This is a genomic window from Comamonas sp. MYb396 (assembly GCF_037479555.1).
Taxonomy (GTDB): domain Bacteria; phylum Pseudomonadota; class Gammaproteobacteria; order Burkholderiales; family Burkholderiaceae_C; genus Comamonas.
Window position 1 is genome coordinate 308,331 of record NZ_JBBGYU010000005.1, and the last position, 13,234, is coordinate 321,564.

The window sequence follows — 13,234 nt, forward strand, 5'->3', positions numbered from 1 at the left end:
CCGGGTAAGATCGCGGTACATGCAAATACCAGAACCCCACGACTCTGCCGACCGCCCTGCGCCGCCGTCTTCTGCCGCCTCTGCGCGGCGTGCGGCCGTGGTCGATGGTGTGGCGGTGGACGGCCTGGCGCCGGTGCCGCATCTGGAGCGCAAGGCCGGGGCATTGCTGCTGTTTACCTTGCTGCTGATCCTGGGCTCGGCCTTTTATCTGATGTATGCGCGCGGCGTATTTGAGCCCAAGCAGTCGCTGATCCTGACGGCCGATGACTCCGAGGGCGTCTCCATCGGCCTGGACATGACCTTCTCCGGTTTTGCGATCGGCAAGGTCAGCAAGATCGAGCTGGCGCCTGATGGCACGGTGCGCATCCATGTGGATGTGCCCGAGAAAGACGCGCACTGGCTGCGCAGCAGCAGCGTGTTCACCCTGGTCAAGGGCCTGGTGGGCGGCACGACGATCAAGGCCTACTCGGGCATTCTGGATGACCCGCAGCTGGAGGACGGCGCCGTGCGCGCGGTGCTCTCGGGTGATGCGACGGCCGAGCTGCCGCAGCTGATGAGCAATGCCCGCCAGCTGCTGGAGAACCTGAACATGATGACCTCGGCCGGCTCGGCCTTGGGCGGCACCCTGGAGCAACTGCGTGACCTGAGCACCAAGCTCAACGGCCCCAGCGGCGCGCTGGGCGTGGTGATGGGCGGCGACGCCGAGGCGCGCAAGATATCGCAGACGCTGGACCGCACCAACCAGCTGCTGGCGCGGCTCGATGGCCTGGCCAAGAATGCCGACAAGCAGGTCTTCGGGGCCGATGGCGTGATGCCCGAAGTGCGCGCCACGGTGCAGCAGCTCAATGCCGTGCTGGGCGATGTGCGCGGCAGCTTGAAGAAGGTGGATGCGGTGCTGGTGGAGGCCCAGGCCGTGGGTGCCAATGCCAAGGATGCGACCAACCAGCTGGGCGATTTGCGCGCCGATGTAGAGGCGAACCTGCGCAAGGTGGAAGGCATGCTGACCGAGCTGAACCGCAAATGGCCGTTTGCCAAAAAAGATGCCGAGGTGCGACTGCCATGAGCGCAGCTATTGCCATCACCACCCGCCTGGCCGCCGCACTGCTGGCCGCCGCTGTGCTGGGCGGCTGCGCCAGCAGCAAAAAGGCGCCCGACTGGGCGATCAACGAACAAGGCGCTGCCGAACGCGCGACCGATGCCTACCTGTCGGGCAACAGCCGGGTGGCGGATGCCGAATGGCGGCGTGCGCGCGATGAGGTCAGCCGCACCGCACGGCCTGATCTGCTGGCCCGATTGGAGCTGGCGCGCTGCGCCGCGCAGGTGGCCGCCTTGGATGCCGCCCCTTGCACAGGTTTTGAAGCGGTGGCCCAGGATGCCGCCGATGCCGAGCAGGTCTATGCGCGCTATCTGCAGGGCCAGTTGGCTGCCGGCGATGTGGCCTTGCTGCCCAAGGCCCAGCAGGCGGTGGCGCCCCTGGCGCCTGCGCAGGCAGCCGCTGCGCTGGCTGCGATAGAGGACCCGCTCTCGCGCCTGGTTGCTGCCGGCGTGCTGGCGGTGCGCGGGCCGTTGCCGATGGCGGTCGTCACCCAGGCGGTGGATACCGCCTCGGCCCAGGGCTGGCGCCGCGCTGTGATGGCCTGGCTGATCAACCAGCAGCGCCTGGCGCGGGAGCTGGGCGATACGGCGCTGGCCGACCAGGTGCAGCGCCGCCTGGATCTCTTGCAGGCAACGCAGAAATAAGCCTGCAGCCGCTCAAGCGCTGCATCCACTCACACCGATTGACCGGTCGCCGTATCGGGCGCGGGCTCTGGCTGCGTGCCCGGATAGGGGTGCTCGGGGTTGCCTGGGTAGGGGTGCACCGGCTCGCTCGGATAGGGATGCTGCGGGTTGCCCGGGTAGGGATGCAAAGGGCTGGGCTCATACGTGCCCGGCTCACCAGGCGCCGGCTGGGGCTGGCCGGGGATAGGGGGCTGGGTATGCGATTGGCTGGGGTCGTAGGGCTGGGGCATGGTCGTTCTCCTGCTGCGGCATAGGCAGCGCATGCAAAAGCCCAGTGTTGCAAGCGCCATCGCTGCGCTGTGTAGGCCTGGGGAGCGCGCAAAGGTACGCGCATCGCCGTTACGCCCTGTGTAAAGCGGAACAAGCGGCAGCAAAGCGTTTTTCTGACAGGCAGCGCCTTGCGCCAGGGCTAGGCTGAAAGCATTGACTCAGCCCTCGGAGGACCCCATGCCCCATCTGCCCCCTGCACACCTTGCGCTGGCCACGCCACAAGCGCAAAAGCCAGTCCCCACCACCCCCAAGAAGCCCCAGCCCGGTGGCGGCGGCCCGCCTGCCGATGGTGATCCATCGCAGTAAGGCCCCTCCATCCCACGCCACCCCGCCTCAACGCAGCACCCCAGGAGATCCGCAATGCCCCAAGGAGACAAGTCCGCTTATACCGATAAGCAAAAACGCATGGCCCGCCATATCGAGAAAAGCTACGAGCAAAAGGGCGTGTCGGAAGATGAAGCCGCAGCACGTGCCTGGGCCACGGTGAACAAGGAAACGGGCGGCGGCAAGCTCTCCGGATCTGGCCGGGGCAAGGCGACCGGGCCGGGGTCGCGGCTGGCGGCCGTGCGCTCGGCAGCGGCCAAAAAAGCCGCTGCCAGCCGCAGCCCCGAGGAGCGCTCCGCATCGGCCAAAAAGGCGGCAGCCACCCGCAAGCGCAACGCCGCTGCCAAGAAGCACTAAGAATAAGGAACGGGCCAGCCACCGGTGGGTGTGCTGGCCTGTTGCGTTGCCGGTTTAAACCGGTTCCGGATCCTTGACCGGTGGTTCATGCCCCGGCTCCTCGATCGGCAAGGTGCTGTCTGGCGGATCGATGGGCTCGGGCTTGGGCAGATCCGGCGGCGGTGGTGCCACCGGCGGTTGAGGGGGCGTAGTAGGGGTTGGCATGGCGGCCTCCTTTCTGCCTTGTTTGTACTGCGCGCTGCGGCGGCCGTATGTCGGACAAGCTTGTCAGCGGGTAAGTGCATGTAGGGCTGTCGAGGTTGATGTAGCAGCGGTTTGCCGCAGCTTCCCGTTCGTTGCTATGTCGTTTTGTTTTTTGAAGTTCAAGACCCAAGGAGTTTCAGCATGAGTCCATCCACCAGCAAATCCAAAAAGCGCGCCAGCAAGAAGCCTTCGCCAGAAAAGCGCTCGGTCGCGGAGGTGGTAGCTGCGCAGCAGCGCATCCAGCAAGCGCAAACCCGCAATGACGCCCGGGACAAGGCGGCCAAGGCATCCCCAAAAACCAAGCGCAGCAAAGACGGCAAAGGCAGCAAGAAGACGGCACCCGGCCCCGGCCACGCCGTGCCCACGCCGCCGATGTCCGGCAAAAAGCTGGCCAAACCCGGGCATGAGAAGGCGCTGGATCTGCAGCCGCTCTACCTGGCAGACAACTACCGGGGCAGCGGCAAGCTGGAGGGCAAGACGGCGGTGATCACCGGCGGCGACTCGGGCATTGGCCGGGCGGTGGCCGTGCTGTTTGCCCGCGAGGGCGCGAATGTGGCGATCCTCTACCTCAATGAGCACGACGATGCCCAGGAGACCTGCCGCCTGATCGAGGACGAGGGCCAGCAGAGCCTGGCAATCTCCGGCAATGTGCAGGACCCGCAGTTTTGCGACAAGGCCGTCAAGCAGGTGCTGAAAAAATTTGGCGCGCTCAATGTGCTGGTCAACAATGCCGCGTTCCAGCAGCATGCGGCCGATATCGAAGACCTGAATACCGAGCGGCTGGACGAGACCTTTCGCACCAATATCTTTGGCTACTTCCACATGGTCAAGGCCGCCATTCCGTACCTGCAGCGGGGCGATGCGATTGTGAACACCGGCTCGGTCACCGGCCTGCGCGGCAGCAAGCAGCTGCTGGACTACTCTGCGACCAAGGGCGCCATCCATGCGTTTACCAAAGCGCTGGCGCAGAACCTGATGGAGCGCGGCATACGGGTGAATGCAGTGGCCCCGGGCCCGGTCTGGACGCCGCTGAACCCGGCCGATAAAAACCCCGAGGACCTGCGCAAGTTTGGCGCCGATACGCAGATGGGCCGGCCCGCGCAGCCCGAGGAGCTGGCGCCCGCCTATGTGTTTTTGGCATCGCAGGCCTGCTCCAGCTATATCTCCGGCATTGTGTTGCCGGTGACGGGAAGCGTGGGCGAATCCTGAACGAAGGCTTGCGGATGCAGCGCTTTACCTCGATCTCAGCGGATGGGGTTGAAATGATAATGAGAATGCATTATCATTTTTGCTTCTGTTGCTGTTTTGGAGAAGCTCTGCCATGCAAGTCCTGTCCTCGCTCAAAGAAGCCAAGAAGCGCCACCGTGATTGCCAGGTGGTCAAGCGCCGTGGCCGCATCTATGTGATCTGCAAGTCCAACCCGCGCTTCAAGGCGCGCCAGGGCGGGGCCAAGAACAAGCACAAGGGTTGAGTGGGGTGGGCTGATCGGCCCACAACCGACTCTAGCGGGTGCTGTCAGTCCCGCTTGGCTTCCTCGGCCTGGCGGGCTTTGTCGGCCAGGATGTCGAACTCCTTGCGCAGCGCATCCAGCTCGTCTTCGTCCAGCTCTTCGAGCGAGAGCATGCGGTTGCGGGCCGGTTCGATCGCGCGGATGAGCTCGTCGAGCTTGATCTGCATGGCCTCGGTGTCGCTGTTCTGGGTGGACTGGATCAGGAACACCATCAAGAAGGTGATGATGGTGGTGCCGGTGTTGATCACCAACTGCCAGGTGTCGTTGAAACCAAAGACCGGGCCGCTGAGGGCCCAGAGCACGATGACCGCCAGGGCGCCGACAAAGCAGACGGGATGGCCGCTGAACTTGGCAACCGAGCGGGCAATTTTGTTGAAAGGGGAATGGGGGGTCTTCACAGGGACTCCTTCGTTCAGGGATGGGGTCCAGCATAGAAGCAAGAGGAGCGGCCAGGGTGCCGCTGCAGATCAAGTGGCTGTAGGAGGGTGGCGGCATTCCTGCTGCAGCCATTCGCCAAAGCGCTGGTAGCTTTCCATATCGCTGCGCCAGGTGGGGGCGCAGAGGTAGTAGCCCAGTGGGCTTTCAAAGCGCTGGCCCAGGGGCTCGACCAGTTTGTGTGAGGCCAGCGACTCCTGCAGCAGGCAACTGGGGACCAAGGCAACGCCCAGGCCGCCAATGGCCGCCTGGATGATGAGGGTGAAGAGGTTGAAGCCCGGGCCGATACGTGCGCCTTCATAGGGGCCGGCATAGGCGGTGAACCAGTCGTCCCAGGAGGTGGGCAGCTCGATATGCTGCAGCAGGCTGCACTGCTTGAGGTCGTTGAAGTGCGCAATCGGGTGCTGCTGCAGGTAGCTGGGTGAGCAGACGATGCTGGTCTCGCGCCCGATCAGGTACTGGGCATCGGCAATCGGCCAGTCGCCGTAGCCGTACTGGATGGAGGCATCGAAGCCATCGCCGGTCTCGGCGCTATCGGTGGTGCTGTAGCGCACAAAGTGGATGGCAATGTGCGGGTTGCGGACGCGAAAGCTCTCCAGCCGGGGAAACAGCCAGTTGGCGGCAAAGGTGGGCGCGACCGACAGGCTGAGCAGATGGGCGTTCTGCGCGGTGGAGATGACCTGGGTGGTGGCGCGTTCGAGCGATTCCATCGCCGGGCGCACGAGTTTGAGGTAGTTCTCGCCAATATGGGTCAGCGCCAAGCCATGGCTGCGGCGCATGAACAGCGGGTGGCCCAGGTAGGCCTCCAGGCCTGCAATGTGGCGGCTGATGGCGCTTTGCGTGACAAACAGCTCCTTGGCGGCCTTGGAAAACGACAGGTGCTGCGCCGACAGCAAAAAGGCATTCAGCTCGGAGATCGTGGGGCAGCGTCGGCGCATGGGGTATGAGCTCCACTCATGATGGTAGGAAGAATTGGCAGATGCATGACGTCATGTCATTGCCACATATTGTTGCAGCTTGGCTAGAGTTCGGGGCATTAGAGGCAACCATGGCGCTGTGAACGCCACAACCGATTATGCAATCCACCCTGATCCGCAATGCCAAGATTCTGGACACCCGAAATCTCGTATTGACTTCTACTCATACCATTTTGGTGCGCAACGGTCTGATCGAAAAGATCAGTGCCGAAGACTTTGAGGTGGCGGACGCCACCGTCATCGACGCCAAGGGGATGACCTTGATGCCCGGCCTGATCGACTGCCATGTGCATGTGATGGCCTCGGGCTTCAACCTGGGTGCGGTTGCCAATCTGCCCAATGCGCTGGCGCTGCTGCGCGCGCTGCCCATCATGAAGGGCATGATCGACCGGGGCTTTACCTCGGTGCGCGATGCCGGCGGTGCCGACTGGGCGCTGGCCGAAGGCGTGCGTACGCGCCAGGTGGCCGGCCCGCGCTTGTTCTGCGCTGGCAAGGCGCTGTCGCAAACCGGCGGCCATGGTGATTTCCGGGCGCGCAATGACACGCTCGACCCCTGCTCCTGCGCCTACAAGATCGGCAATATCGGCAAGGTGGTCGATGGCGTCGATGCCTGCCGCCTGGCGGTGCGTGAAGAGATCCTGAAGGGCGCCACCCAGATCAAGGTGATGGCCTCGGGCGGCGTCGCCTCGCCCAACGATCCGATCAACAACCTGGGCTTTTCGGTGTCGGAGCTGACCGCCATCGTCGAAGAGGCCCACAATGCGAACACCTATGTGATGGCCCATGCGTATACGCCCCAGGCCATCACCCGTGCCATCGAGTGCGGCGTGCGCACCATCGAGCACGGCAACCTGGTCGATGAGCCCACCGCCAAGCTGATGCAGGAAAAGGGCGCCTACATGGTGCCGACCCTGATCACCTACGAAGGCCTGGCCAACGACGGCGCCAAGTACGGCCTGCCCGACGAGTCGGTGCAAAAGATTGCCAAGGTGCGCACCAACGGCCTCAAGGCGCTGGAAGTGCTGGACGCCGCGGGCGTGAAGATGGGTTTTGGCAGCGACTTGCTGGGCGAGACGCACTACATGCAATCGGACGAGCTGGTGCTGCGCGCCAAGGTGCTGGGCCACGCCAAGGTGGTGCAGCAGGCCACCCTGATTGGCGCCGAGATTCTGAACCACGAAGGCCTGCTGGGCGAAGTGGTGGAGAGTGCCTATGCGGACTTGCTGCTGGTCGATGGCAACCCGCTGGAAGATGTCTCGGTGCTGACCCAGCATGACACGGCGATCAAGCTGATCATGCGCGACGGCTTCATCCACAAGAACGCCTGCTGATGGGCTTTGAGCGAGAACAACAATATGTATAACGCTTCCGAACGTCTGGAGCGGCTGCCTTTCAGCCGCTTCCATTTCACCTTGCTCATCATCGGCGGCCTGGGCCTGGCCTTTGAGGCGCTGGATGCGGGCATCATCGCCTTCATCCTGCCTTCGCTGCGCGAACAATGGGGTTTGACCGGCATTCAGACCGGCTGGATTGCCAGCAGCACCTATGTCGGCTTTCTGGTGGGCGCTCTGCTCTCGGGCATGCTGGGCGACCGCTTTGGCCGCAAGGTCGTGATGATGTGGGCGCTGGTGCTGTTTTGCGTGGCCACCTTCATCAATGCCTTTGCTACCAACTTCCATGAGTTCTACATTCTGCGCATGATTGCCGGTGTGGGCATGGGGGCCGAGGGCGCCATCGTCGCGCCTTACCTGGCCGAGTTTGTCAGCAGCCGCTACCGGGGGCGCTTTACCGGTGCGCTGGCGGGCTTTTTCTCCTTTGGCTTTGTCATGTCGGCGCTGCTGGGGTATTTCATCGTGCCGATGAGTGATGATGGCTGGCGCTGGATCATGGTTATCGCCTCGGTGCCGGTGGTGTTCCTGCTGTGGATGCGCCGTGCGCTGTTCGAGTCGCCCCGTTGGCTCGAAGAAATGGGCCGCCATGAAGAGGCCAGCCGGATCTGTACCGCCATTGAAGCGCAGGTGCAACGCAGCAGCGGCAAGCCGCTGCCCGAGCCGGTGAAGATGAGCCTGGCAGCCAAGGCCGCTGACTCGGCGGTGCAAGGCGCCTGGGCCAAACTGGCCACCTTGGTCAAGCCCCAGTACCTGCAAACCACCTTGGTGGTCTGGGTGTTCTGGATCACGGTGATGTTCTGCTACTACGCCTTCCTGGTCTGGATTCCCAGCCTGCTGGTGGCGCGTGGCTTTGCGGTGACCAAGAGCTTCTCCTTCACCATCCTGATCTACCTGGCGCAGATCCCCGGCTACTACTCGGCTGCCTACCTGAACGACAAGATCGGCCGCAAGTACACCATCCTGGCCTACATGCTAGTGTCCTGCCTGGCTGCCCTGGGCCTGGCCTTTGCCGGTGCCGACCAGGAAATCATCCTGCTGAGCATGCTGCTGTCCTTTGGCATGAATGGCGTGATTGCCGGCCAGTACACCTACACCTCGGAGATCTACCCGACCTCCATCCGTGCCACCGGCATGGGAACGGCCTCGGCGCTGGCGCGTATCGGCTCGATTGCCTCGCCCACCATCGTGGGGGCGGCCTACCCGGTGCTGGGCTTTGGCGGCGTGTTTGCGCTGATGACCGGCGTGCTGTTTGTTGGCGGCATGGGCATCTTGCTGTTTGGCAAGAACACCCATGGCGTGTCCCTGGAAGGGATTCAGCAATGAGCACCACCCATGTCCTGGGCCGCCTGGCCCACACCTTGGGCCAGAGCAGCGATGCCGAGCGCCACTGGGCCGCTATTGCCGAGGCCTGCCAGCAGCTGTTTGGCTACGGCCTGCTGACTGGCCTGGTCTACCTGCAGCAGGAAAAGCTGATGCGCCGCATCTACTCGTCCAACGAGGCCATCAGCCCGCTGGGTGGCTTCAAGGCCACCGGCAAGGGCCCCTGGTCGGGCCGGGTGCTGGACCAGGGCCTGCCCTATATCGGGCGGGACGAGGCCGACATCCGCACCGTGTTTTCCGAAGCCGAGGACCTGGTTGCCCGGGGCCTGCATGCGGTGCTGAACATCCCCGTCTGGTACGGCGGGGAGGTGCTGGGCTCCATCAATATCCTGGGCCCGCGTGGCGCCTACAACGCGGTGCCCGAGGCCCTGATCCACCTGGTGGCCGGTGTCTGCGTGCCGGCCCTGGCCTCGGCCCGCGAGACTGCACGCGAGGCGGCGCGGGGCATTGACAGCACCAGTTTGCAAAGCGTCTGAGCGTCTGGCTTACCAATGCCAGGTGCCCTGGGCCCGCAAGGACAAAGTCCCTGCGGGCTTTTTTGTGGCCTGTGCCCCATGCGTCCCAGCGGCGCGCAACTGGCCTGCAGGCCGCGCAACAGCCTCTACAATCGCCGCCCATGGCTTCTAACAGTTCAGGGTGGTGGTCGTCGCCCGCCGTGCGCATGGGCGTGTCGATCAGCGTGGCCACCGGTTTGTACGGCATCTCTTTTGGCGCGCTGGGCGTGGCGGCAGGCCTGTCGGTCTGGCAGACCTGCGCCTTGAGCCTGCTGATGTTTACCGGTGGCTCGCAGTTTGCGTTTGTTGGTGTGGTCGCGGGCGGCGGTGCCGGGGCCGCAGCGCTGGGCGCGGCCAGCCTGCTGGGCGTGCGCAATGCCGTCTACGGCATGCAGATGGCCGCCTTGCTGGGCCCGCGCGGCCTGGCGCGCCTGCTGTCGGCGCAGCTGACGATTGATGAATCGGCCGCCACCGCGCTGGGGCAAACCGACAAAGCCGAGCAAAAACGGGGCTTTTGGACCGCCGGCGTGGGCGTCTACCTGCTGTGGAACCTGTTCACTGCCGCGGGCGCCTTGCTGGGCAATGCCCTGGGCGACCCGGGGCGCTGGGGCCTGGACGGCGCAGCCGTAGCCGCCTTTATGGGCCTGCTGTGGCCGCGCTTGACGCACAAGGAGCCCATCGCGCTGGCGGTGGTGGCTGCCAGCATTGCGATGCTGGCGGTGCCCTGGGTGGCGCCGGGCGTGCCTATCTTGATTGCGGCGGTGGTGGGCGCTGCCTGGGGTTACGGCTCGCGCAGCAGCGGACCGGCCGGGCAGGGCGCCAGCGCGCAGGAGGCCGCACGATGAATGCGATGGCTGATGTGGGCAACCACTGGTGGATCTGGGTGCTGCTGGCCAGCGCCGTGACCTATGGCACCAAGCTGCTGGGCTACAGCGTGCCCGCGCACTGGCTGCGCCACCCGCGCATGGCCCGGGTGGCTGGCGCGCTGACGATTGCGCTGCTGGCGGCGCTGACCGCCATGAACACCCTCGTCAGCGGCCAGCAGCTGGTGCTCGATGCCCGCCTGGCGGCGCTGGCCGTGGCCATCATCGCGCTGGCGCTGCGTGCGCCGTTTTTGCTGGTGGTGGTGCTGGGCGCGGCGGCATCAGCTTTGGTGCGCTTTTGGGGCTAAAAACCTGAAAGAAGTTATTGGGTATAATTGCAGGGTTTTGCATGGTGCAAGACGCACGTCACAAGCTTTTCCGGCTGTGGCGCAAGTAACCAGAATGCCAGCGCAAGCCGGTGTTCTTTATAAGGAAAACACATGATCGCCGCATCTATCAAGGCCGAAGTTGTACAGGCCAACGCACGTTCCGCTAACGATACTGGTAGCCCAGAAGTCCAAGTGGCTCTGCTGACCGCTCGTATCAACGAACTGACCCCTCACTTCAAGACGCATGCCAAGGACCACCACGGTCGCCGCGGCCTGCTGCGCATGGTGAGCCGTCGTCGTAAGCTGTTGGACTACCTCAAGTCCAAGGACGCTGACCGTTACACTGCACTGATCGCTAAGCTGGGCCTGCGTAAGTAAGCCCAGGGTGAGATGGAGACGCCTGAGTTAGTCCGCTAGCTCAGGCGTTTTTTACTTCAACGCCGCGCAAACAGAGCGAAGCTGTGTCATTCCAAGGGGGCTGAACCCCGGGTTCCAGGCCTGCAACCTCCCTGGAATGGCATCGTGTTCTGAATGCCGGCTCCTGCCGAAAACCGACAGGTTTTTGGCTGTTTAACCAGGAGCAATCTATGTCCATATTCAACAAAGTCACCAAGACTTTCCAGTGGGGCCAACACACGGTCACGATGGAAACCGGTGAAATCGCCCGCCAGGCTTCCGGCGCGGTGCTGGTCAACATCGACGACACCGTGGTGCTGGCTACGGTCGTGGGCTCCAAGATCGCCAAGGCCGGTCAGGACTTTTTCCCACTGACCGTTGACTACATCGAGAAGACCTACGCTGCGGGCAAGATCCCTGGCAGCTTCTTCAAGCGCGAAGCCAAGCCCAGCGAGCTCGAAACCCTGACTAGCCGCCTGATCGACCGCCCGATCCGTCCGCTGTTCCCCGAAGGTTTCTACAACGACGTGCATGTGGTCATCCACACCATCTCGCTGAACCCAGAAGTGGATGCCGACATCGCTGCGATGATCGCTGTCTCCGCTGCCCTGTCCATCTCGGGCATTCCTTTCAATGGCCCTATCGGTGCTGCCCGCGTGGGTTACATCAACGGCGAATACGTGCTCAACCCCGGCCAGACCCAGCGCAAGGATTCGCTGATGGATCTGGTGGTGGCAGGTACCGAAGCTGCTGTGCTGATGGTCGAGTCCGAGGCCCAACAACTGCCTGAAGAAGTGATGCTGGGCGCCGTGGTCTATGGTCACGAGCAAGGCCAGGTTGCGATCAACGCCATCCACGAGCTGGTGCGCGAAGCCGGCAAGCCCGCATGGGACTGGGCCGCGCCTGCCAAGGACGAAGCACTGATCGCCAAGGTCGGCGAGCTGGGCGACGCCGCTCTGCGCGATGCATACCAACTGCGCAACAAGCAAGCCCGTACGCTGGCCTGCCGCCAGGCTTACGCCGCTGTGAAGGCCGGTCTTGCCGAGCAAGGCGTGGCCTTTGACGGCGTCAAGGTCGACGGCATGCTGTTCGACATCGAAGCGCGCATCGTGCGCTCGCAGATTCTGGCTGGTGAGCCCCGTATCGACGGCCGCGACACCCGCACCGTGCGTCCTATCGAGATCCGCTCGTCCGTGCTGCCTCGCACCCACGGCTCGGCCCTGTTCACCCGTGGCGAAACCCAGGCGCTGGTGATCTCCACCCTGGGCACCGAGCGCGATGCACAGCGCATCGACGCGCTGGCTGGCGAGTTTGAAGACCGCTTCCTGTTCCACTACAACATGCCTCCCTTTGCCACCGGCGAAGTGGGCCGCATGGGCTCGACCAAGCGCCGCGAAATCGGCCACGGCCGTCTGGCCAAGCGCGCTCTGGCCGCTTGCCTGCCTTCGAAGGAAGAGTTCCCCTACACCATCCGCGTGGTGTCGGAGATCACCGAATCGAACGGTTCCTCGTCGATGGCTTCGGTCTGCGGCGGCTGTCTGTCGATGATGGACGCCGGCGTGCCGATGAAGGCCCACGTGGCCGGTATCGCCATGGGTCTGATCAAGGAAGACAACAAGTTTGCCGTGCTGACCGACATCCTGGGTGACGAAGATCATCTGGGTGACATGGACTTCAAGGTAGCCGGTACCACCAACGGTATCACCGCGCTGCAGATGGACATCAAGATCCAGGGCATCACCAAGGAAATCATGCAAGTGGCACTGGCGCAAGCCAAGGAAGCGCGCATGCACATCCTGGGCAAGATGCAAGAAGCGATGGGCGAAGCCAAGGCCGAAGTCTCGTCGTTCGCGCCCAAGCTCTACACGATGAAGATCAACCCCGAGAAGATCCGTGACGTGATCGGCAAGGGCGGCGCCACCATCCGTGCGCTGACCGAAGAGACCGGCACCCAGATCAACATCGAGGAAGATGGCACCATCACCATCGCCGCCACCGATGGCGCCAAGGCGGACGAAGCCAAGCGCCGCATCGAAGAGATCACCGCCGAAGTCGAAATCGGCAAGATCTATGAAGGCCCGATCGTCAAGATCCTGGAATTCGGTGCACTGGTGAACCTGCTGCCCGGCAAGGACGGTCTGCTGCACATCAGCCAGATCGCCCACGAGCGCGTGGAAAAGGTGACCGACTACCTGAGCGAAGGCCAGGTGGTCAAGGTCAAGGTGCTGGAGACGGACGAAAAGGGCCGTGTCAAGCTGTCGATGAAGGCGCTGCTGGACCGTCCAGCCGGCATGCCCGAGCGTGAACCACGCGAGTTCCGTGAGCCACGCGGCGACCGTGGTGACCGCGGCGATCGCGCGCCTCGCCAGAACCGCGAACCACGCGAACCCCGCGTGGACGGTGCTGCCGACCAGCAGCAACAACAACAGCAATAATCTGCTGTGTGACGCACCCATGCGCCTGGCGCTGGGTGCGTTTTTCTGCTG

Annotated in this window: 17 protein-coding genes; 13 read left to right on the forward strand and 4 right to left on the reverse strand. The window is 63.7% G+C overall.

The window, feature by feature from the left end; translation table 11 throughout:
- Positions 1–19: 19 nt before the first annotated feature.
- Together WH265_RS13950 and WH265_RS13955 are read left to right on the forward strand one after the other, a co-directional pair.
- The gene (locus WH265_RS13950; RefSeq protein ID WP_148293042.1) at positions 20–1,063 is read left to right on the forward strand and encodes an MlaD family protein; all 1,044 of its coding nucleotides are present in this window, start codon (positions 20–22) and stop codon (positions 1,061–1,063) included.
- Positions 1,060–1,740 (forward strand): hypothetical protein, encoded by a 681-nt coding sequence (locus WH265_RS13955; protein WP_339558674.1) that lies wholly within the window; start codon positions 1,060–1,062, stop codon positions 1,738–1,740. The genes WH265_RS13950 and WH265_RS13955 overlap by 4 nt, the downstream gene beginning before the upstream one ends.
- 29 nt (positions 1,741–1,769) lie before the next feature.
- On the opposite strand, the gene WH265_RS13960 is transcribed toward WH265_RS13955, so the two are convergent.
- A complete protein-coding gene (locus tag WH265_RS13960) occupies positions 1,770–2,009 on the reverse strand; it encodes a hypothetical protein (protein WP_339558675.1) in 240 nt (79 codons plus the stop codon).
- A gap of 217 nt (positions 2,010–2,226) precedes the next feature.
- Between WH265_RS13960 and WH265_RS13965 the strand changes: the two genes are divergently transcribed.
- Together WH265_RS13965 and WH265_RS13970 are read left to right on the forward strand one after the other, a co-directional pair.
- Positions 2,227–2,355 (forward strand): hypothetical protein, encoded by a 129-nt coding sequence (locus WH265_RS13965; RefSeq protein WP_339558676.1) that lies wholly within the window; start codon positions 2,227–2,229, stop codon positions 2,353–2,355.
- Between the two features lie 54 nt (positions 2,356–2,409).
- A complete protein-coding gene (locus WH265_RS13970; protein ID WP_339520491.1) occupies positions 2,410–2,730 on the forward strand; it encodes a plasmid stabilization protein in 321 nt (106 codons plus the stop codon).
- Between the two features lie 54 nt (positions 2,731–2,784).
- On the opposite strand, the gene WH265_RS13975 is transcribed toward WH265_RS13970, so the two are convergent.
- Positions 2,785–2,934, reverse strand: coding sequence for a hypothetical protein (locus WH265_RS13975; protein WP_165841178.1), 150 nt, complete (start codon positions 2,932–2,934; stop codon positions 2,785–2,787).
- Positions 2,935–3,114: 180 nt separating this feature from the next.
- Here WH265_RS13975 and WH265_RS13980 point away from each other — a divergent pair, with 180 nt between their 5' ends.
- A complete protein-coding gene (locus tag WH265_RS13980) occupies positions 3,115–4,182 on the forward strand; it encodes an SDR family oxidoreductase (RefSeq protein WP_339558677.1) in 1,068 nt (355 codons plus the stop codon).
- A 112-nt stretch (positions 4,183–4,294) separates the two neighbouring features.
- Entirely contained in the window at positions 4,295–4,444 is a 150-nt protein-coding gene (gene ykgO / locus WH265_RS13985; protein WP_021028544.1) for a type B 50S ribosomal protein L36, read from the forward strand.
- Between the two features lie 44 nt (positions 4,445–4,488).
- Here the strand turns inward: ykgO and WH265_RS13990 are convergent, their stop codons facing one another.
- Together WH265_RS13990 and WH265_RS13995 are read right to left on the reverse strand one after the other, a co-directional pair.
- Positions 4,489–4,881: a low affinity iron permease family protein gene (locus tag WH265_RS13990; RefSeq protein WP_339558678.1), complete on the reverse strand. Its 393-nt coding sequence runs from the start codon at positions 4,879–4,881 to the stop codon at positions 4,489–4,491.
- Between the two features lie 69 nt (positions 4,882–4,950).
- Positions 4,951–5,856 (reverse strand): LysR substrate-binding domain-containing protein, encoded by a 906-nt coding sequence (locus WH265_RS13995; protein ID WP_339558679.1) that lies wholly within the window; start codon positions 5,854–5,856, stop codon positions 4,951–4,953.
- A 137-nt stretch (positions 5,857–5,993) separates the two neighbouring features.
- On the opposite strand from WH265_RS13995, the gene WH265_RS14000 reads away from it, so the two are divergent.
- The 7 genes from WH265_RS14000 (at position 5,994) to pnp (ending at position 13,183) form a co-directional block, all read left to right on the forward strand.
- Positions 5,994–7,226: a metal-dependent hydrolase family protein gene (locus WH265_RS14000; RefSeq protein WP_339558680.1), complete on the forward strand. Its 1,233-nt coding sequence runs from the start codon at positions 5,994–5,996 to the stop codon at positions 7,224–7,226.
- A 24-nt stretch (positions 7,227–7,250) separates the two neighbouring features.
- Entirely contained in the window at positions 7,251–8,609 is a 1,359-nt protein-coding gene (locus WH265_RS14005) for an MFS transporter (protein WP_339558681.1), read from the forward strand.
- Positions 8,606–9,142 carry a GAF domain-containing protein gene (locus WH265_RS14010; RefSeq protein WP_339537586.1) on the forward strand — a complete coding sequence of 179 codons (537 nt, stop codon included), beginning with the start codon at positions 8,606–8,608 and terminating at the stop codon, positions 9,140–9,142. Before WH265_RS14005 ends, WH265_RS14010 begins: the two co-directional genes overlap by 4 nt.
- Before the next feature lie 140 nt (positions 9,143–9,282).
- Positions 9,283–10,005: an AzlC family ABC transporter permease gene (locus tag WH265_RS14015; RefSeq protein ID WP_339537587.1), complete on the forward strand. Its 723-nt coding sequence runs from the start codon at positions 9,283–9,285 to the stop codon at positions 10,003–10,005.
- Positions 10,002–10,331 carry an AzlD domain-containing protein gene (locus WH265_RS14020; protein ID WP_339558682.1) on the forward strand — a complete coding sequence of 110 codons (330 nt, stop codon included), beginning with the start codon at positions 10,002–10,004 and terminating at the stop codon, positions 10,329–10,331. Before WH265_RS14015 ends, WH265_RS14020 begins: the two co-directional genes overlap by 4 nt.
- 132 nt (positions 10,332–10,463) lie before the next feature.
- Positions 10,464–10,730, forward strand: coding sequence for a 30S ribosomal protein S15 (gene rpsO / locus WH265_RS14025; protein WP_027011292.1), 267 nt, complete (start codon positions 10,464–10,466; stop codon positions 10,728–10,730).
- A gap of 209 nt (positions 10,731–10,939) precedes the next feature.
- Entirely contained in the window at positions 10,940–13,183 is a 2,244-nt protein-coding gene (gene pnp / locus WH265_RS14030) for a polyribonucleotide nucleotidyltransferase (protein ID WP_021028553.1), read from the forward strand.
- Positions 13,184–13,234: the final 51 nt, after the last annotated feature.

Bases quoted from the DNA above. Each gene is read 5' to 3' on its own strand.
- WH265_RS13960 (WP_339558675.1), bottom strand. From the start codon at position 2,009: ATGCCCCAGCCCTACGACCCCAGCCAATCGCATACCCAGCCCCCTATC.
- WH265_RS14015 (WP_339537587.1), top strand. From the start codon at position 9,283: ATGGCTTCTAACAGTTCAGGGTGGTGGTCGTCGCCCGCCGTGCGCATG.
- ykgO (WP_021028544.1), top strand. From the start codon at position 4,295: ATGCAAGTCCTGTCCTCGCTCAAAGAAGCCAAGAAGCGCCACCGTGAT.
- WH265_RS13995 (WP_339558679.1), bottom strand. From the start codon at position 5,856: ATGCGCCGACGCTGCCCCACGATCTCCGAGCTGAATGCCTTTTTGCTG.
- WH265_RS13980 (WP_339558677.1), top strand. From the start codon at position 3,115: ATGAGTCCATCCACCAGCAAATCCAAAAAGCGCGCCAGCAAGAAGCCT.
- WH265_RS14005 (WP_339558681.1), top strand. From the start codon at position 7,251: ATGTATAACGCTTCCGAACGTCTGGAGCGGCTGCCTTTCAGCCGCTTC.
- pnp (WP_021028553.1), top strand. From the start codon at position 10,940: ATGTCCATATTCAACAAAGTCACCAAGACTTTCCAGTGGGGCCAACAC.
- WH265_RS13975 (WP_165841178.1), bottom strand. From the start codon at position 2,934: ATGCCAACCCCTACTACGCCCCCTCAACCGCCGGTGGCACCACCGCCG.
- WH265_RS13955 (WP_339558674.1), top strand. From the start codon at position 1,060: ATGAGCGCAGCTATTGCCATCACCACCCGCCTGGCCGCCGCACTGCTG.
- WH265_RS14020 (WP_339558682.1), top strand. From the start codon at position 10,002: ATGAATGCGATGGCTGATGTGGGCAACCACTGGTGGATCTGGGTGCTG.
- WH265_RS14000 (WP_339558680.1), top strand. From the start codon at position 5,994: ATGCAATCCACCCTGATCCGCAATGCCAAGATTCTGGACACCCGAAAT.
- rpsO (WP_027011292.1), top strand. From the start codon at position 10,464: ATGATCGCCGCATCTATCAAGGCCGAAGTTGTACAGGCCAACGCACGT.
- WH265_RS13970 (WP_339520491.1), top strand. From the start codon at position 2,410: ATGCCCCAAGGAGACAAGTCCGCTTATACCGATAAGCAAAAACGCATG.
- WH265_RS13950 (WP_148293042.1), top strand. From the start codon at position 20: ATGCAAATACCAGAACCCCACGACTCTGCCGACCGCCCTGCGCCGCCG.
- WH265_RS13965 (WP_339558676.1), top strand. From the start codon at position 2,227: ATGCCCCATCTGCCCCCTGCACACCTTGCGCTGGCCACGCCACAAGCG.
- WH265_RS14010 (WP_339537586.1), top strand. From the start codon at position 8,606: ATGAGCACCACCCATGTCCTGGGCCGCCTGGCCCACACCTTGGGCCAG.